Annotated in this window: 16 protein-coding genes and 1 other RNA gene; 4 read left to right on the forward strand and 13 right to left on the reverse strand. The window is 52.8% G+C overall.

Annotation, left to right across the window (positions count from 1 at the left end; translation table 11 throughout):
- Positions 1-30: 30 nt before the first annotated feature.
- From gcvP to GBAG_RS16730, 7 genes are all read right to left on the reverse strand, one after another.
- The gene (gcvP, locus tag GBAG_RS16700; RefSeq protein ID WP_034498308.1) at positions 31-2,904 is read right to left on the reverse strand and encodes an aminomethyl-transferring glycine dehydrogenase; all 2,874 of its coding nucleotides are present in this window, start codon (positions 2,902-2,904) and stop codon (positions 31-33) included.
- 65 nt (positions 2,905-2,969) lie between these two features.
- Positions 2,970-3,359, reverse strand: coding sequence for a glycine cleavage system protein GcvH (gene gcvH / locus GBAG_RS16705; protein ID WP_034498310.1), 390 nt, complete (start codon positions 3,357-3,359; stop codon positions 2,970-2,972).
- A 22-nt stretch (positions 3,360-3,381) separates the two neighbouring features.
- Positions 3,382-4,479 (reverse strand): glycine cleavage system aminomethyltransferase GcvT, encoded by a 1,098-nt coding sequence (gene gcvT, locus GBAG_RS16710; protein WP_034498432.1) that lies wholly within the window; start codon positions 4,477-4,479, stop codon positions 3,382-3,384.
- A 421-nt stretch (positions 4,480-4,900) separates the two neighbouring features.
- On the reverse strand, positions 4,901-6,103 hold the full coding sequence (ubiI, locus tag GBAG_RS16715) for an FAD-dependent 2-octaprenylphenol hydroxylase (RefSeq protein WP_034498312.1): 1,203 nt from the start codon (positions 6,101-6,103) through the stop codon (positions 4,901-4,903).
- Positions 6,104-6,127: 24 nt separating this feature from the next.
- Complete coding sequence (gene ubiH / locus GBAG_RS16720; RefSeq protein ID WP_034498314.1) at positions 6,128-7,306, reverse strand: 2-octaprenyl-6-methoxyphenyl hydroxylase; 1,179 nt, start codon at positions 7,304-7,306, stop codon at positions 6,128-6,130.
- Complete coding sequence (gene pepP / locus GBAG_RS16725; protein ID WP_034498316.1) at positions 7,303-8,619, reverse strand: Xaa-Pro aminopeptidase; 1,317 nt, start codon at positions 8,617-8,619, stop codon at positions 7,303-7,305. Before pepP ends, ubiH begins: the two co-directional genes overlap by 4 nt.
- Before the next feature lie 27 nt (positions 8,620-8,646).
- Positions 8,647-9,225, reverse strand: a complete 579-nt coding sequence (locus tag GBAG_RS16730) for a YecA/YgfB family protein (RefSeq protein ID WP_156104905.1) — start codon at positions 9,223-9,225, stop codon at positions 8,647-8,649.
- 168 nt (positions 9,226-9,393) lie between these two features.
- Between GBAG_RS16730 and zapA the strand changes: the two genes are divergently transcribed.
- The 3 genes from zapA to GBAG_RS16740 all read left to right on the forward strand — a co-directional run bounded on the left by zapA (position 9,394) and on the right by GBAG_RS16740 (position 10,571).
- On the forward strand, positions 9,394-9,723 hold the full coding sequence (zapA, locus tag GBAG_RS16735; RefSeq protein ID WP_034498319.1) for a cell division protein ZapA: 330 nt from the start codon (positions 9,394-9,396) through the stop codon (positions 9,721-9,723).
- A gap of 41 nt (positions 9,724-9,764) precedes the next feature.
- Positions 9,765-9,948, forward strand: a non-coding RNA gene (ssrS, locus tag GBAG_RS22325) — 6S RNA.
- A gap of 26 nt (positions 9,949-9,974) precedes the next feature.
- On the forward strand, positions 9,975-10,571 hold the full coding sequence (locus GBAG_RS16740) for a 5-formyltetrahydrofolate cyclo-ligase (RefSeq protein ID WP_034498322.1): 597 nt from the start codon (positions 9,975-9,977) through the stop codon (positions 10,569-10,571).
- A gap of 2 nt (positions 10,572-10,573) precedes the next feature.
- Here GBAG_RS16740 and GBAG_RS16745 read toward each other — a convergent pair whose 3' ends face one another.
- The 3 genes from GBAG_RS16745 to rpiA all read right to left on the reverse strand — a co-directional run bounded on the left by GBAG_RS16745 (position 10,574) and on the right by rpiA (position 13,481).
- Positions 10,574-11,185, reverse strand: coding sequence for a DUF2238 domain-containing protein (locus GBAG_RS16745; protein ID WP_034498324.1), 612 nt, complete (start codon positions 11,183-11,185; stop codon positions 10,574-10,576).
- A gap of 116 nt (positions 11,186-11,301) precedes the next feature.
- Positions 11,302-12,540 carry a phosphoglycerate dehydrogenase gene (gene serA, locus GBAG_RS16750; protein ID WP_034498327.1) on the reverse strand — a complete coding sequence of 413 codons (1,239 nt, stop codon included), beginning with the start codon at positions 12,538-12,540 and terminating at the stop codon, positions 11,302-11,304.
- Positions 12,541-12,821: 281 nt separating this feature from the next.
- On the reverse strand, positions 12,822-13,481 hold the full coding sequence (gene rpiA, locus GBAG_RS16755; RefSeq protein WP_034498330.1) for a ribose-5-phosphate isomerase RpiA: 660 nt from the start codon (positions 13,479-13,481) through the stop codon (positions 12,822-12,824).
- 165 nt (positions 13,482-13,646) lie between these two features.
- Here rpiA and argP point away from each other — a divergent pair, with 165 nt between their 5' ends.
- Entirely contained in the window at positions 13,647-14,546 is a 900-nt protein-coding gene (gene argP, locus GBAG_RS16760; RefSeq protein ID WP_034498332.1) for a DNA-binding transcriptional regulator ArgP, read from the forward strand.
- 87 nt (positions 14,547-14,633) lie between these two features.
- Here argP and GBAG_RS16765 read toward each other — a convergent pair whose 3' ends face one another.
- The 3 genes from GBAG_RS16765 to mscS form a co-directional block, all read right to left on the reverse strand.
- Entirely contained in the window at positions 14,634-15,368 is a 735-nt protein-coding gene (locus GBAG_RS16765; protein ID WP_034498335.1) for an oxidative stress defense protein, read from the reverse strand.
- A gap of 104 nt (positions 15,369-15,472) precedes the next feature.
- Positions 15,473-16,111: an arginine exporter ArgO gene (gene argO / locus GBAG_RS16770; protein WP_034498337.1), complete on the reverse strand. Its 639-nt coding sequence runs from the start codon at positions 16,109-16,111 to the stop codon at positions 15,473-15,475.
- 134 nt (positions 16,112-16,245) lie between these two features.
- Positions 16,246-17,106 carry a small-conductance mechanosensitive channel MscS gene (gene mscS / locus GBAG_RS16775; RefSeq protein ID WP_034498340.1) on the reverse strand — a complete coding sequence of 287 codons (861 nt, stop codon included), beginning with the start codon at positions 17,104-17,106 and terminating at the stop codon, positions 16,246-16,248.
- Positions 17,107-17,123 lie beyond the last annotated feature (17 nt).

Consider the following 17,123-nt stretch of genomic DNA (forward strand, 5'->3'; position numbering starts at 1 on the left):
AGAGGGCCAGGGTGAGGGTTGTTTTAGAGCTTACTGATATTCGCTCATCGGCACGCAAGAACAGAACAGATTGCGGTCGCCAAACACATCGTCCAGGCGTTTCACGGTTGGCCAGTATTTATTGCTATGGCCTGTCGGGAATACCGCCAGTTCGCGGGAGTACGGGTGCGTCCAGTCAGCAACGATTTCGTCCTGGGTGTGCGGGGCGTTAACCAGCGGGTTATCTTCCAGCGGCCATTCACCTCGTGCAACACGGTCGATTTCAGTGCGGATAGTCAGCATCGCGTCGATAAAGCGATCCAGTTCCAGTTTGCTTTCAGATTCCGTCGGCTCAACCATCAGCGTACCCGCCACCGGGAACGACATGGTCGGCGCATGGAAGCCGAAATCAATCAGGCGTTTAGCAATATCCAGCTCGCTAATACCGGTCTCTTCTTTCAGAGGACGAATATCAAGAATACATTCGTGCGCCACATGTCCACTGCGCCCGGTGTAAAGAATCGGGAATGCAGATTTCAGGCGGGTCGCAATGTAGTTAGCATTCAGGATGGCTACCTGGCTGGCTTTTTTCAGCCCCTGCGCGCCCATCATGCGGATATACATCCAGCTGATTGGCAGAATCGATGCGCTGCCAAACGGTGCCGCAGAAACGGCGCCCTGCTGGGTCAGCATCTCTTCAATTTGCACTACGCTGTGGCCTGGAACAAACGGTGCCAGGTGAGCTTTCACACCGATTGGCCCCATGCCTGGGCCGCCACCGCCGTGAGGAATGCAGAAGGTTTTATGCAGGTTAAGGTGTGAAACATCGGCACCGATATAACCCGGTGAAGTGATTCCCACCTGTGCGTTCATGTTCGCGCCATCGAGGTAAACCTGGCCGCCGAACTGGTGAACAATCTGGCACACTTCGCGGATAGTTTCTTCGTAAACGCCGTGCGTGGACGGGTACGTCACCATGATGCAAGACAGCGCATCGCCCGCTTGTTCGGCTTTCACACGCAGATCGTGAAGATCGATGTTGCCTTGCTTATCGCACGCGACAACGACTACTTCCATGCCCGCCATTTGTGCTGACGCCGGGTTGGTACCGTGCGCAGAGCTTGGGATCAGGCACAGATTACGGCTGCCTTCGTTGCGGCTTTCATGGTAACGACGAATCGCCAGCAGGCCTGCGTATTCACCTTGCGCACCAGAGTTTGGCTGCATACAAAGCGCGTCGTAACCGGTCAGTTTCACCAGCCAGTCGGACAACTGGGAAATCATCTGATGATAACCTTCCGCCTGGTTTGCCGGGCAGAACGGGTGCAGTTCAGCGAATTCAGGCCAGGTGATTGGGATCATCTCAGCGGCGGCATTCAGCTTCATGGTGCAGGAGCCGAGCGGGATCATCGCCTGATTCAGCGCCAGATCTTTGCGTTCAAGCGAGTGCATGTAACGCATCATTTCGGTTTCGCTGTGGTAGCGATTAAACACTGGATGCGTCAGGATCGCGTCTTCACGCAGCATTCCTTTCGGAACAGACAGGCTATCGCCCGCCACGTTTTGGTCCAGTTTATCGATATCCAGACCGTGGTTATCACCCAACAAGACATCGAACAGCGCCTGCACATCTTCACGCGTGGTTGATTCATCAAGCGTAATACCCACTGCGTTGAGAATGTCGCTGCGCAGATTTATTTCATTGGCTTCAGCACGCGACAGCACAGCGGCTTTATCAGCGACTTCAACGCACAGAGTATCGAACCAATGTTTGTGGCGCAGCACCAGCCCTTTTTGTTGCAGGCCAGCCGCCAGAATATCGGTCAGGCGATGAATGCGCCCTGCAATGCGTTTCAGGCCAGCCGGGCCGTGGAACACCGCATACAGGCTGGCGATGTTTGCCAGCAAAACCTGGGAAGTACAAATGTTGGAGTTCGCTTTTTCGCGGCGAATATGTTGCTCGCGAGTTTGCATCGCCATGCGCAGCGCGGTGCGGCCCGCGGCATCGCGGGAAACGCCGATAATACGGCCAGGCATAGAGCGTTTGAATTCGTCACGTGCGGCAAAGAATGCAGCATGCGGGCCACCGTAACCCATTGGCACGCCAAAACGCTGCGCGGAACCAAATACGATGTCAGCACCTTGTTTGCCAGGTGCAGTCAGCAGAACCAGCGTCATAAAGTCAGCGGCAACGCTCACGATGACTTTGCGGCTTTTCAGTTCGGTAATCAGAGCGCTGTAATCATGCACTTCACCCGTGGTGCCCACTTGTTGCAGCAGCACGCCGAAGACATCCTGGTGATCGAGCACTTTCGCGGCATCATCGACAATCACGTCAAAGCCGAAGGTTTCGGCGCGGGTACGCACTACATCCAGCGTTTGCGGATGTACGTCAGCGGCAACAAAGAAACGGTTGGCGTTTTTCAGTTTGCTGACGCGCTTTGCCATAGCCATGGCTTCGGCTGCGGCAGTCGCTTCATCCAGCAAGGATGCAGAAGCGATGTCCAGACCGGTCAGGTCCAGCGTCACTTGCTGGAAGTTCAGCAGTGCTTCAAGGCGGCCTTGTGAGACTTCCGGCTGATACGGCGTGTACGCGGTATACCAGCCTGGATTTTCCAGCATATTACGCAGGATCACCGGCGGAGTTTGCACCGCGGTATAACCCATGCCGATGTACGTTTTGAAACGCTTGTTACGGCTGGCGATGGTCTTTAATTCAGCCAGGGCCGCGAATTCAGTTGCAGCCTCACCCACCTGTGGTGGCTCGGCAAGCTGGATATCAGCCGGAACGATCGAAGCGATTAAGTCGTTTAACGAACGAGCGCCCACCGCCTCCAGCATTTCGTGTTGCTGCTGTGCATCTGGTCCAATGTGGCGGTCGATAAACGCTTCGTGATTTTCAAGCTGACGTAAAGACTGGGTCATGAGCGGTGATTCCTGAAACATACTAAACGGTTTCCCCCTCTCCCCCAGGAGAGGGGACATAAAACTTATTCGTCTTCTAACAGAGCTTCGTACGCAGTCGCATCCAGCAAACCATCCAGTTCGGACTCGTCACTTGCTTTGATCTTAAAGATCCAACCCGCCGCGTACGGCTCGCTGTTGATAAGCTCTGGTGAGTCGCTCAGCTCGGTGTTGACTGCGATGATCTCACCGCTGATTGGCGCGTAAATATCAGAAGCGGCTTTTACAGATTCAGCAACGGCACAGTCATCGCCAGTGCTTACGGTTGTGCCCACTTCTGGAAGATCTACAAACACCATGTCACCCAGCAGTTCTTGCGCGTGCTCGGTAATACCCACGGTGTAAGTTCCGTCAGATTCTTTACGCAACCACTCGTGCTCTTTGCTGTATTTCAGTTCGTTTGGCACATTGCTCATTGTTTTTCTCCTGATTTCAAAATCACTGCGCGACAGCTTTACCGCCGCGAACAAAAATGGGTTTGGTTACTTTCACAGGCATTTCGCGGTTACGAATTTGCACAATCGCGGTTTCACCAATGCCTGCCGGCACGCGAGCCAGAGCGATGCTGTAACCGAGTGTTGGCGAGAAGGTTCCGCTGGTAATGACACCCTCGTGGATGTTGCCTGATTCGTCAGTAAAACGGACAGGCAGCTCATTACGTAATACGCCTTTTTCCGTCATGATCAAACCAACGAGTTGGTCGGTGCCTTTCTCACGCTGGGCTTCAAGCGCTTCGCGGCCAATAAAATCGCGTTCTTCAGGCTGCCAGGCGATAGTCCAACCCATATTGGCGGCAAGGGGTGAAACGCCTTCGTCCATTTCCTGGCTGTATAAGTTCATGCCTGATTCCAGACGCAGCGTATCGCGTGCGCCCAGCCCGCAAGGCTTGACGCCAATCTCGACCAGTTGCGCCCAAAACTCAGCGGCTTTTTCGTTAGGCATCGCGATTTCGTAGCCTGCTTCGCCGGTATAACCGGTTGTAGCAATAAACAAATCACCCGCCTGCACACCGAAGAATGGCTTCATACCAGCCACCGCTTTGCGTTGCTCTTCAGTAAACAGTTGTGCGGCTTTTGCCTGCGCGTTTGGCCCCTGAACGGCAATCAGCGACAGATCATCACGCACGGTAACGGAAACGGAGAACGGCTCGGCATGTTGGTTAATCCAGGCCAGGTCTTTTTCACGGGTCGCAGAATTCACCACCAGGCGGAAATAGTCTTCGGTCTGGAAATAGATAATCAGGTCATCGATAACACCGCCGGAGGCGTTGAGCATTGCGGTGTAGAGGGCTTTACCCGGTTGGGTGAGTTTGGCAACGTCATTTGCCACTAAGTAACGCAGGAATTCGCGGGTACGGCTGCCTTTCAGGTCAACGATGGTCATGTGGGAAACATCAAACATCCCGGCATCGTTACGCACCGCGTGGTGCTCATCAATCTGCGAGCCATAGTGCAATGGCATCATCCAGCCATGGAAATCCACCATGCGCGCGCCGCAGAGATTGTGCTGTTCAAACAAAGGGGTCTTTTGAGTCATTTGTTCCTCTTTAACCATCTGGTTGAAAAGCGCTGTTCGCTTTTCTTTTCGTCAGACGAAACCCAGCATCGCCACCGATCCCGATAGCGACGCAAACGTTACCTTTTGCCTGAACTTACCATTGAATGAGGGAGTAAACCATAAGGTACAAACGGCCATTGCATTAGCTTATGACCAAAATGAGAGGCACATGATGCAGAGCATTCATCTGGAAAAATGCGAGGCACCGCGCATAAACAAGAAGTGTTTTCGTCAGAATTTAGCGTTAGCTAACATTTACCACCATTTCAGAAACAAATTCACTACATCGCTAAAAAGGTGGGATGAGAAAAAGTAATCCGAAATTATGGGTGAGATTAGAATTTTTCAAATGAGAAGGGAATTTCCCTTTCCGATAAAAGGAAAGGGAAATGTGACGTAGTTATCTTAACCATTCTGGAAGATCGTGTAGGCCCATCGCCTGCCGAACCAATTGCGGTTTTACGCCCGGCAACGTATCAGCCAGTTTCAGGCCAATATCTCGTAGCAGTTTCTTCGCCGGATGAGTTCCGGCAAACAAGTCCCGGAAACCCTGCATGCTGGCGAGCATCATTGCGGCACTGTGTTTGCGGCTACGTTCGTAGCGGCGCAGATACAAATACTGCCCGATATCTTTGCCCTGGCTGTGCAAACGGCGCACTTCATCAATCAACTCAGCGGCGTCCATAAAGCCCAGGTTCACGCCCTGCCCGGCCAGCGGATGAATCGTATGTGCAGCATCGCCCACCAGCGCCAGACGGTGAGCGGCAAAATTACGCGCATAACGCCCTGTCAACGGGAACACCTGACGCTCGCTTTCAACTTTGCACAAACCCAGGCGCATATCGAAGGCCACACTGAGCGCCTGGTTAAATTCTTCACGACTCGCCTGCTGCAAACGTTCGGCTTCCAGCGGCGGCAACGACCAGACAATGGAACATAAATGCGGGTCGCTTAACGGCAGAAATGCCAGAATACCCTCGCCATGAAACACCTGGCGGGCCACTGCCTGATGAGGTTCAGTCGTACGAATGGTGGCAACCAGAGCGTGGTGGCGATAATCCCAAAATGTCAGGGGGATATCAGCCTGTTTACGCACCCAGGAGTTTGCGCCATCCGCGCCAATCACCAGGCGGGCAGTGAGCATTGCGCCATCTTTAAGGGTGATAAACGCTTCGTTTTCGCCCCATGCGACTTGTTGCAATTCGGCAGGAGCCATCAATGTGATGTCACTGCACTGTTCAGCCTGCTGCCATAAAGCATGGTGAATGACCGCATTTTCAATAATGTGGCCCAGGTGACTAAATCCAAAGGATTTATCATCAAAAGCAATATGCCCGAAACTGTCGTGGTCCCACACTTCCATGCCGTGATAGCAACTCGCGCGTTGGGCGATGATTTTCGGCCAGGCACCAAGATGAGTCAGCAGTTTTTCACTGGCGGCATTGATGGCCGAAACACGCAAAGCTGGCGCTGAATCCGCGGCCAGCGGCTGCGGGAGATGGTTCTCAAGCACTGCGACACGTAAGCCACTTCCTTGCAAACCACAGGCCACTGCCAGTCCGACCATGCCACCACCAACAATCGCCACATCAACGCTTTGCAATTTGACTCTCCTTAAAAACCTGTTTTAACGCGCAACCCAACCGAGAGTACGCTGTGCCAGCAAATCACGTGCCGGAGTTAAATGTTCCATTGCCATCAAACCAAGATTGCGCCCCACAACAAGCGGTGCCCAACGATTGGCGAACAACTGAACTAAACCATCGGTCACGCCAATGGTGGCATTTTTATCTTCCTGACGTCGCTGCTGATACTGGGCCAGCACCGCATAACTGCCAGGGTCCTGAGAGGCTTCGTGTGCTGCCGCTAAATCTTCAGCCAGTGACATCACATCGCGCAGGCCGAGGTTAAAGCCCTGCCCGGCAATCGGATGCAGAGTTTGCGCGGCATTGCCCACCAGCGCAACGCGGTGCGAAACCGACTGCGAAGCGGTAGTCAAGGCGAGGGGATATTGCGAACGCGCGCCAGCGTGAGTGATTCGCCCAAGCCGCCAGCCAAAGGCCCGTTGCAGCTCATTGCAGAATTTCTCGTCATTCCACTGTGCGATTTCAGCCTGAGCGTCTCGCGGCTGGCACCAAACTAGCGAACAGCGCCCATTCGACATCGGTAACATCGCCAACGGGCCATGCTCAGTGAAACGTTCGAACGCACGCCCGTTATGCGGTTGCGATGTGGTGATGTTGGCGATAACCGCGACTTGCTGGTAATCCTGCTGCTGCCAGGTCATGCCACATTGCGCAGCCAGTGGCGAGCGTGAACCATCAGCAGCCACCAGCAATTTGCCTTCGATCAGCTCGCCACTATCAAGCGTAACGCTGACGTTATCGGTTTCACGGGTAAACGAGGCTACGCGCTGCGGACAATGCAGCGTCACACCCGGCGCTTTGCGTAACAGCGCGAATAAACGCAAACCGATATCATGCAGTTCGACGACTTGCCCTAATGCCGGGATTTGATAATCCTGCGCTTCGAGAGTGACAAAACCCGCATGACCGCGATCGCTGACATGAACCGCGGTAATCGGGGTCGCGCAGTCTTTTATGGCTGGCCACACGCCAATGCGCGTTAATTGCTGGCAGGTTCCCTGAGCAATCGCGATAGCGCGGGCATCAAAACCAGGATGCGCCGCCGATTCGGGCGCTGCCGCTTCAATCAAATGAACCGGCAGTTTTCCGTGGGTCAAATGCGATATCGCCAGCGCGAGAGTCGCGCCTGCCATACCGCCACCGACAATAATTACACTCATGACTGACGCGCCGCCGCCATTAATGCTTCGATTTCGTCCGCCGATTTCACCACACTTGCCGTCAGATTTTCGTTACCGTCGGCGGTGATCAGAATATCGTCTTCGATACGAATGCCGATTCCACGGTATTGCGCAGGCACATCGGCATCAGGGGCAATATACAGACCCGGTTCAACGGTTATCACCATCCCCGGCTCAAGCACCCGTGAACGATCCTGCCCATAAACGCCGACGTCATGCACATCCAGCCCCAGCCAATGGCTCAAACCATGCATAAAGAAGGGGCGATGGGCGTTCTCAGCAATCAGTTTATCTATTTCACCGTTGAGAATGCCGAGCTTCACAAGGCCAGTCACCATGATGCGTACGACTTGCGCGGTGACTTCCTGCATGGAAGTTCCTGGGCGATAAAGCTTAAGCGCGGTTTCGAGAGATTCGAGCACGATGTCGTAAATTTCACGCTGCGGTGCACTAAATTTGCCGTTGACCGGGAAGGTACGGGTGATATCGCCTGCATATCCTTTGTATTCGCAACCGGCGTCAATCAGCACCAAATCGCCGTCGCGCATTTGGCTCTCGTTTTCGGTGTAATGCAAAATGCAGGCGTTTTCGCCGCTGCCGACAATCGTGTTGTAAGACGGGAAGCGTGCACCGTGACGGTTAAATTCGTGAAGGATTTCGCCTTCAAGCTGATATTCAAACATACCCGGACGGCATTTTTCCATCGCACGGGTATGCGCCAGCGCGGTGATTTCCCCGGCGCGACGCAGCGCGATGATTTCTTCTTCTGATTTGAACAGGCGCTGCTCGTGAACCCACGGGCGCCAGTCCGTCAGCGTGGCCGGGGCGGTGAGGTTCTGGCGAGAACCGCGGCGGAGTTTATCAAGTGCGGAAAAAACAATGCTATCGGCATAAGCGTATTCGCCCTGCGCGTGGTAAACCACATCCAGACCGTTCAACAATTGATGTAATTGTTCGCCGATTTCGGAGAACGCCAGCGCACGGTCAACGCCCAGTTTTTCTGGCGCGACTTCCTGCCCAAGACGGCGCCCGAACCAGATTTCTGCCGTCTTATCGCGTAAACGGTTAAACAGCACGCTGTGGTTGTGGGTTTCGTCGCTTTTAATCAGCACCAGCACGGCTTCAGGTTCGTTAAAACCGGTGAAATACCAGAAATCGCTGTTCTGGCGATACGGGTATTCGCTGTCTGCACTGCGTGTTACCTCGGGAGCGGCAAAGATGAGCGCGGCGCTCGCCGGTGCCATTTTGGCTAACAACGCCTGACGGCGCCGGAGAAATTCGTGCTGATTCATCACACCTCCTGAAGCTTAACTTTGTTATTAGTGTAGTGTTGGTTTCTGCACTTCCGGCGCAGTCGGAACCGGGCGAGTAAAGTAGTCGTGGCACAGTAGTGCAGCAACGCGCACGTACTCGATTATCTCTTCGAGAGACATTTCCAACTCTTCTTGATCTTCGTCTTCGTCGTAGCCCAGTTGCGCGATGTTACGCAAATCGTCGATTGCTTCACCGGTTTCGCCAGTGACTTTATCAAGCTTCGGTTGCGTCACACCGAGGCCCAGCAGGAAGTGGTTTACCCAACCCGCCAGCGCGTCGGCACGATGAAATACCGTCGCTTCATCGCCTTCAGGCAGATAAAGCTGGAACATAAAACCGTCATCTTCCAGCGAATCACTGGTGGCGCCGTGCATTTGACGCAGGGTGTCGGCAAGATTTTGACCAAAGGCTAAACCTTCGTTAGTCAAATCATGTAACAGCGGTTGCCAGGTGGTGTCTTTGTTGCCGCCGCACAGCATTCCGCTGATTAAGCCGTGCATTTCCGAGGCCGTGAGGCCTACGCCTTGCTGATTCAATAGTTGGCCGACTAAGTCGTAGTCAGGCATAGTGTTCTGTATAGACATGCGCATTCGCCATCGTTGGCAGGGATAGTTCATGTTATGCTACCACCAGGGACCCCAAGGCACCAGAAAAGGGCTTGTATCTTCATTTCGGGATAGCTATAGTGACGCCCCTTTCGTAGCCTGGCATAGGTTAGCGAGAGGCAGGCGAGTTAACAGCAGGAAGGTGGCATGTCTGCACAACCAGTCGATATCCAAATTTTCGGTCGTTCATTGCGCGTGAATTGTCCGCCTGAACAACAGGATGCACTGAATCTTGCGGCTCAAGAGCTTGATCAGCGGTTGCAAGATTTAAAAGTTCGCACTAGAGTCACAAATACTGAGCAGTTAGTTTTTATCGCAGCACTGAATATTTGCTACGAGCTGGCTCAGGAAAAATCGAAAACCCGCGACTACGCTTCCAACATGGAAGAACGTATTCGGATGTTACAGCAGACCATCGAACAAGCGTTGCTTGAGCAAGGTCGCATAACTGAAAGACAGGGTCCAAATTTTGAATAACACTTCCCAGTTACCTATGGTAGAGTAACTTTGAAGACCAAATTTCTCTGAGATGTTTGCAAGCGGGCCAGTCCCCTGAGCCGATATTTCATACCACAAGAGTGTGGTGCTCCAGAGTCTGTGAGCATGCTCGGTCCGTCCGAGAAGCCTGATGATTCTGACGCTGCATTCACCTTGAACCAAGGGTTCAAGGGTTACAGCCTGCGGCGGCATCTCGGAGATTCCCTCTTCCTACCAAACCAGTCATCACCATGACAAAAATTCAGCTAATCCCATCGCTTCGGCAAGAAATCAGACAACACATTCGCCAACGTCGCCGACAACTCACGCCCATTGAACAACACCAATTCGCAGAACTTGCTGCCGAACGCATGCTCGCGTACGAACCTATTGTGAATGCTTCAACGGTTGCGGTGTTTTTGTCGTTTGATGGCGAGCTGGATACCACGCCGCTGATTCGCGCGTTGTGGAAAACGGGGAAAACCGTTTACCTGCCTGTTTTACATCCATTCAGTAAAGGCAATTTGTTGTTCCTGCGGTACGCGGAAAACAGCCATCTGGTGATGAATCGTCTGAAAATCCTTGAGCCTAAGCTTGATGTGCGCGATGTATTGCCGCTGGATAAGCTCGATGTGTTGATAGCGCCATTAGTGGCGTTTGATGAGCAAGGGCAACGGCTGGGAATGGGCGGCGGTTTCTATGACCGCACGTTGCAAAACTGGCAGCAGCACGGTTTGTGGCCGGTTGGGCTGGCACATGATTGCCAGCACGTTCCGGCGTTACCCGCCGAAGAATGGGATATTCCCTTACCCGCCGTGGTCACGCCTTCGCGAATCTGGCAGTGGTAGCATCACGCTGCGCGCAGTTTAAGCAGCTGCTTTGTATGCCAATATTGCAGAATCAAAACCGTAGTCAACGCCCCAAGAAGTGCGCAGAACATATCTGATTGCGTATCCCACACGTCTCCCTGCGTCCCTAAAAATTCATCCGCACCCTGCCCTAATGCCAGCGCGGCCGCCCATTCAATGAGTTCATACAGCGCACTAATGGCAAGCGCGACACAGCACACCAGGAATGCGACCATTTTGCGCCCACGCACATAACCGCCACGAATCAGGATTTCGCGCGCAGCCAGCGCCGGAACTAATCCCTGGAAAAAGTGGCCGAGTTTGTCATAGGGATTACGGCTTAAATTCAGCCATTCCTGAACCTCAAACCCAATCGGTACTTTGGCGTAGGTATACAAACCACCCACCATCAGAATGATGGCGTGCAGGAAAATCAAAAAATAGAGCAGCGGTGTCAGCGGGTAGCGCGAATAAGTCGCTAAAAGCAGAGGGACAATAATGATGACTGGAGTGACTTCCATCAGCCAGGTAACGCGGTCTGCGGTGCTGATGCCCGTGTAGATAAGAATCAACAGAAGTAAAAATGCGCCGGATTTTAATAACGTAGTCGTCATGATGCTTCACCGTCTCGCTAAAAATGTCACTATCGGTGGAGTATAAGAAAAACACAACTGAGGGCGTGGAGTTTCAGATTAAAAGAGGAGTCCTGTTGGACTCCTCAAATTTGGAATTAGTACAACAGACGAGCGCGGATAGTACCTGGAATCGCCTTCATTGATTTCAACGCAGCTTCAGCCACATCTTCTTCTGCATCCACATCAATCACCACGTAACCCATATGCGGCGTAGTTTGCAGATACTGAGCGGCGATGTTGATACCTTGCTCGGCAAAAATCTGGTTCAGTGCGGTCAAGATACCTGGGCGGTTTTCGTGAATATGCAGCAAACGGCTGGTGCTACCACCGTGTAACGGCAGGGAAACTTCAGGGAAATTCACTGCTGACAGGGTAGAACCGTTGTCGGAATATTTCGCCAGTTTGCCAGCCACTTCCAGACCGATGTTTTCCTGCGCTTCCTGAGTTGAACCGCCGATGTGCGGCGTCAGGATCACGTTATCAAACTCACACAGCGGTGAAGTGAACGGATCGCTGTTGGTTGCAGGCTCGGTTGGGAACACGTCGATTGCCGCGCCTGCCAGATGTTTACGCGCCAGCGCATCGCACAATGCTGGGATATCCACGACCGTGCCACGCGCATCGTTGATCAGCAGCGCACCCGGTTTCATCAGCGCCAGCTCGTTGACACCAATCATATTTTTAGTTGAGGCATTTTCAGGAACATGCAGGCTGACCACGTCGCTCATGTTCAGCAAATCAGACAGATGCTGTACCTGAGTCGCGTTACCCAGCGGGAGCTTGTTTTCAATATCGTAGAAGAAGACATTCATGCCCAGCGCTTCAGCCAGAATCCCTAACTGAGTCCCGATATGGCCGTAACCGATGATGCCGAGCTTTTTGCCGCGCGCTTCGTAAGAACCGACCGCCAGCTTATTCCACACGCCACGGTGTGCTTTGGCGTTAGCTTCAGGCACGCCACGAATCAGTAATAACAGTTGGCCGATAACCAACTCAGCAACGGAACGCGTGTTAGAGAACGGGGCATTAAACACCGGCACACCGCGTTTAGCCGCAGCATCCAGATCGACCTGGTTAGTACCAATGCAGAAACAACCTACAGCAACCAGCTTCTCAGCCGCAGCCAAAATCTCTTCCGTTAAGTTAGTGCGGGAACGCAGACCAATGAAATGCGCATCACGGATCGACTCTTTCAGGGCATCGCTGTCCAGCGCACCTTTATGGTATTCGATGTTGGTATAGCCTGCCGCGCGGAGGTTATCCACGGCTTTCTGGTGTACACCTTCCACCAGCAGGAATTTAATCTTGTCTTTATCCAGTGATACTTTTGCCATTTCCCGACCCTATTTTTAGAACTGATGTTGTGCTGTGTGATAAGACACCCTTCTGCCAAAATATCAAAAAATACGGGCGGGGCAATATAAACGATTGCGCAGTCGTCAGTGCAAGAAAGGAATAAGCCACAGTGGGCAGCAGAAAATGCTGAGCTAAAGAAAGAACCAGGAATGAATCACAGGGAGTTGTTCAGAATGTGACATATGTCACCAAATTTGCCGTTAGATTATTTTGTCATTTTTTATTCAGTAATCGGGGCGCAAGAAGCGCCCCGGTCAGATCATTTCACTATGGTTTTCACGCCATCAGCCGTACCAATCAGTGCGACGTCCGCACCGCGGTTGGCAAACAGACCCACAGTCACCACGCCTGGCAAGCCGTTGATGGCATTTTCCAGCGCGACAGGGTCAACGATACTCAGGCCGTGAACATCCAGAATCAGGTTGCCGTTATCAGTCACTACACCCTGGCGATATTCCGGGCGACCACCGAGTTTGACCAGCTCACGCGCCACGCAGCTACGCGCCATAGGAATCACTTCAACCGGCAGCGGGAAGTTACCCAAAATACCCACTTGTTTGGACGCATCGGCGATACAGATAAACTTTTCCGCCACGGAAGCGATGATTTTTTCGCGGGTTAACGCAGCACCTCCGCCTTTGATCATTTGCATCTGGCCGTTGATCTCATCGGCGCCATCAACATAAATACCCAGAGAGTCAACTTCGTTGAGATCGTAAACAGTGATGCCAAGGCTTTTCAGTTTGGCGGTAGAAGCGTCGGAGCTAGAAACGGCACCATCAATTTGATGTTTGATAGTCCCGAGAGCATCAATAAAATGCGCGGCAGTGGAGCCAGTACCCACGCCAACGATAGTGCCTGGTTGCACGTATTGTAATGCTGCCCAGCCGACTGCTTTTTTCAGTTCATCCTGCGTCATGGTTTTTGCCTGTGCTGTGAAAACTGACGCGCATTATAGTGCAAGCGCCTCGAGGTTGTCCCAGGGAATGGCAGAACTCATCCTATCTTTGTGGATTTGGTCTGGATCGACTGCAAATTTATGTCATAGTGCTGAAATAACAAAAACAGGAGTTAGCAAACAACAATGAAACGCCCGGACTACAGAACGCTACAGGCGCTGGATGCAGTGATTCGTGAACGAGGATTTGAGCGCGCAGCACAAAAGCTCTGCATTACTCAATCAGCGGTTTCACAGCGTATCAAGCAACTGGAAAATATGTTCGGCCAGCCATTGTTAGTGCGCACGGTTCCACCGCGCCCAACCGAACAAGGGCAAAAGTTACTGGCATTATTACGCCAGGTTGAACTGCTGGAAGAAGAGTGGCTGGGGGATGAGCAAACCGGCTCCACGCCTCTGTTGTTGTCGCTTGCGGTGAACGCCGACAGTCTGGCAACCTGGTTGCTGCCAGCCCTCGCGCCTGTGCTTGCCGACTCCCCTATCCGTCTGAATCTTCAGGTTGAAGATGAAACCCGAACGCAAGAACGCCTGCGTCGCGGTGAAGTGGTCGGTGCGGTGTCCATTCAACCACAGCCGCTGCCAAGCTGCCTGGTCGACAGGCTCGGTGCGTTGGATTATCTGTTTGTCGGGTCGAAAGATTTTGCCGCTCGCTATTTCCCGAATGGCGTCACGCGTTCAGCACTGTTGAAAGCCCCGGCTGTCGCGTTTGACCATCTCGACGATATGCACCAGGCGTTTTTACAGCAGAATTTTGATTTGTCACCGGGCAGCGTGCCGTGCCATATCGTTAACTCGTCAGAAGCCTTCGTGCAACTCGCGCGCCAGGGCACCACGTGCTGCATGATCCCGCATTTGCAAATTGAAAGAGAGATTAACAGCGGTGAGCTGATTGACCTGACGCCCGGCCTGATGCAACGCCGCATGCTGTACTGGCACCGCTTTGCACCGGAAAGCCGCATGATGCGCAATGTCACCGATGCGCTGCTGGAGTACGGGCATAGAGTTCTACGACAGGACGCTGAATAGAAAAAGGCCGCTAAATTTAGCGGCCTTTTTGTTTTGTCGGATGACGCAAACGCTTATCCAACCTACATTTTACGGTTTTGTTGCGACTTACTGGGCTGGCTGCTCGGTCTTAGCGCGTTCCAGCTCAAACACCACATCAACCTGGTCATCAAACTGAATAGTTTGCTGATCGTAGGTATCCTGGGCCGACACTGGCGCTGCGGCGTCTGCTTTCATCATCCGCACCATTGGCGCCGGCTGGTAATTAGAAACGTGGTAACGCACGCTATACACTGGCCCCAACTTGCTGTTAAAGCCTTCTGCTAACAGTTTCGCCTGGCGGGCAGCATCGTCGATGGCTGCTTTACGCGCTTTATCTTTATATTGCTCCGGGTTTGCAACACCCAGGGAAACAGAGCGAATTTCGTTAAGCCCCGCTTTCAATGCCCCATCAAGCAGCTCGTTCATTTTGTCGAGCTTGCGCAGAGTGACATCAACCTGACGCACGGCACGGTAGCCTTTCAGCTGCGTTTTGCCGTCTTTCAGGTATTCATATTCTGGTTGAGTGCGCAGGTTAGCGGCATTGATGTCTTTCTTCTCGACACCGCTTTGCTGCAGGAATGTCAGATATTGTGCCACACGGTCGTCAGCCTGTTTTTTTGCTGATGCCGCATCTTTGGCAGACACATTCACTTCGATAGCGAGTGTGGCAATGTCAGGAACCGCATCCACGCTTGCGGTGCCGGATGTCACGACATGTGGACCGTTGGGTAACTCATCGGCCAATGCCGGAACCGAACCAAATCCCACTAAAGCGGCTAATGCCAGGGTTTTAAACTTCACTGTAATTCCTCCATGCTACACTCCACTGTCATTACGTCCGTAAAATACACGGACGTCTGGCAGCAAGCTTAGCCTGGAATGGTAACTTGTCTATCGGATTAAGGCTAATTAGCCATAAGGGAAGCGATATGGCGAACCCCATCTGACGCAAGTTGCAGCGCGATAACCCACATCACCAAGCCGACGACGCCATTGATAATACGCTGGGCTTTCGCGGTGCGCAGGCGCGGTGCAAGCCATGCCGCCAGCAGTGCCAGGCCGTAAAACCAAAGGATAGACGCGCTCACGGTTCCTAATGCAAACCAGCGCTTCGGTTCGTCGGCGAGCTGCCCACCGAGACTCCCCAGCACCACAAAAGTATCCAGATACACATGCGGATTAAGCCAGGTCACCGCCAGCACGGTGGCGACAATTTTCCAGCGCCCTTGCTTCATCACTTCAGCGGAGGCCAACTCAACGCTGCTGCTCATCGCGGTGCGCAGCGCGCCCCAGCCGTACCACAGCAAAAACGCCACGCCGCCCCAGGTCACAATCGCCAACAACCAGGGCGACTGCATCAGAAGCGCGCTGCCACCAAAAATACCTCCGCAGATCAGTATCAAATCGCTAATCGCGCAAAGAGAAGCAATCATCAGATGGTATTGGCGGCGAATGCCCTGGTTCATCACAAAAGCATTTTGCGGTCCGAGTGGCAGGATTAACGCTGCACCCAATGTAAGGCCTTGAAAAAAATAAGATAACACGATGATTCACTCTTCAGTATTTAGCGACTGAGGAAGAGTGTAATAGGGAAAAATTATTAGCGGAAATGGATAATTTTAATGGTTTATAAGAATTACTAATAAAAAGAAGGCCAGCCGAAGCTGGCCCCGGACAATCATTCTTGTGCAGGTTCTTTCACACGTTTGAAGTTCACGTCCATTTGCGGATACGGGAAGCTGATCCCCTGCGCATCAAACTCGCGTTTAATGCGTTCCAGCACATCCCAATAAACGTTTTGCAGATCGCCACTGTTGCTCCAGGCGCGCACCACAAAGTTAATCGCGGAAGGCCCCAGTTCATTGAGCCGCACAGTAATATCGCGGTCTTTCAACACGCGTTCATCGCTAGTGATGATGTCGGTCAGGATTTGCTTAACTTTGTCGATGTCGGAGTCATATGCCACGCCAATAATAAACTCATTACGGCGCACCGGTTCACGGGAAAAGTTAATGATATTACCGGCGATAATTTTACCGTTTGGCACCACGACAATTTTGCCATCCAGCGTGCGCAGTGTGGTGGAGAAAATCTGCACATTAAGTACGGAACCTGCGATCCCCCCCAGGTCAACGTATTCACCCGCGCGGAATGGGCGGAAAGTCACCAGCAACACGCCTGCGGCGAGGTTTGAAAGCGAACCTTGCAACGCGAGGCCAATGGCTAAACCTGCGGCACCGAGTACCGCGATAACGGACGCAGTTTGTACCCCCACGCGCCCCAGAGCGGCAATTAACGTAAAGGCGATGATGCCGTAACGCACCAGAGCGGAGAGAAAATCAGCGACGGTGGCATCAATATTTCGAGCGACCATCACACGGTTAATGGCGTTGGACACGATACGAGCCACGATCATCCCGACGATAATAATCGCAATCGCCGCCACAATGTTGACCGCATAGCTCAGCAGTAACGCCTGGTTGCGCACCAACCAGCCCCCGGCATTATTGATACTGTCTACTACGTTGAGATCTTCCATTCACGGTTCCTTGTCAT

It is taken from the genome of Buttiauxella agrestis ATCC 33320 (assembly GCF_000735355.1).
GTDB lineage: Bacteria > Pseudomonadota > Gammaproteobacteria > Enterobacterales > Enterobacteriaceae > Buttiauxella > Buttiauxella agrestis.

Bases quoted from the DNA above. Each gene is read 5' to 3' on its own strand.
- gcvH (WP_034498310.1), bottom strand. From the start codon at position 3,359: ATGAGCAATGTGCCAAACGAACTGAAATACAGCAAAGAGCACGAGTGG.
- gcvT (WP_034498432.1), bottom strand. From the start codon at position 4,479: ATGACTCAAAAGACCCCTTTGTTTGAACAGCACAATCTCTGCGGCGCG.
- GBAG_RS16730 (WP_156104905.1), bottom strand. From the start codon at position 9,225: ATGTCTATACAGAACACTATGCCTGACTACGACTTAGTCGGCCAACTA.
- mscS (WP_034498340.1), bottom strand. From the start codon at position 17,106: ATGGAAGATCTCAACGTAGTAGACAGTATCAATAATGCCGGGGGCTGG.
- argP (WP_034498332.1), top strand. From the start codon at position 13,647: ATGAAACGCCCGGACTACAGAACGCTACAGGCGCTGGATGCAGTGATT.
- serA (WP_034498327.1), bottom strand. From the start codon at position 12,540: ATGGCAAAAGTATCACTGGATAAAGACAAGATTAAATTCCTGCTGGTG.
- pepP (WP_034498316.1), bottom strand. From the start codon at position 8,619: ATGAATCAGCACGAATTTCTCCGGCGCCGTCAGGCGTTGTTAGCCAAA.
- GBAG_RS16740 (WP_034498322.1), top strand. From the start codon at position 9,975: ATGACAAAAATTCAGCTAATCCCATCGCTTCGGCAAGAAATCAGACAA.
- zapA (WP_034498319.1), top strand. From the start codon at position 9,394: ATGTCTGCACAACCAGTCGATATCCAAATTTTCGGTCGTTCATTGCGC.
- gcvP (WP_034498308.1), bottom strand. From the start codon at position 2,904: ATGACCCAGTCTTTACGTCAGCTTGAAAATCACGAAGCGTTTATCGAC.
- GBAG_RS16745 (WP_034498324.1), bottom strand. From the start codon at position 11,185: ATGACGACTACGTTATTAAAATCCGGCGCATTTTTACTTCTGTTGATT.
- ubiH (WP_034498314.1), bottom strand. From the start codon at position 7,306: ATGAGTGTAATTATTGTCGGTGGCGGTATGGCAGGCGCGACTCTCGCG.
- rpiA (WP_034498330.1), bottom strand. From the start codon at position 13,481: ATGACGCAGGATGAACTGAAAAAAGCAGTCGGCTGGGCAGCATTACAA.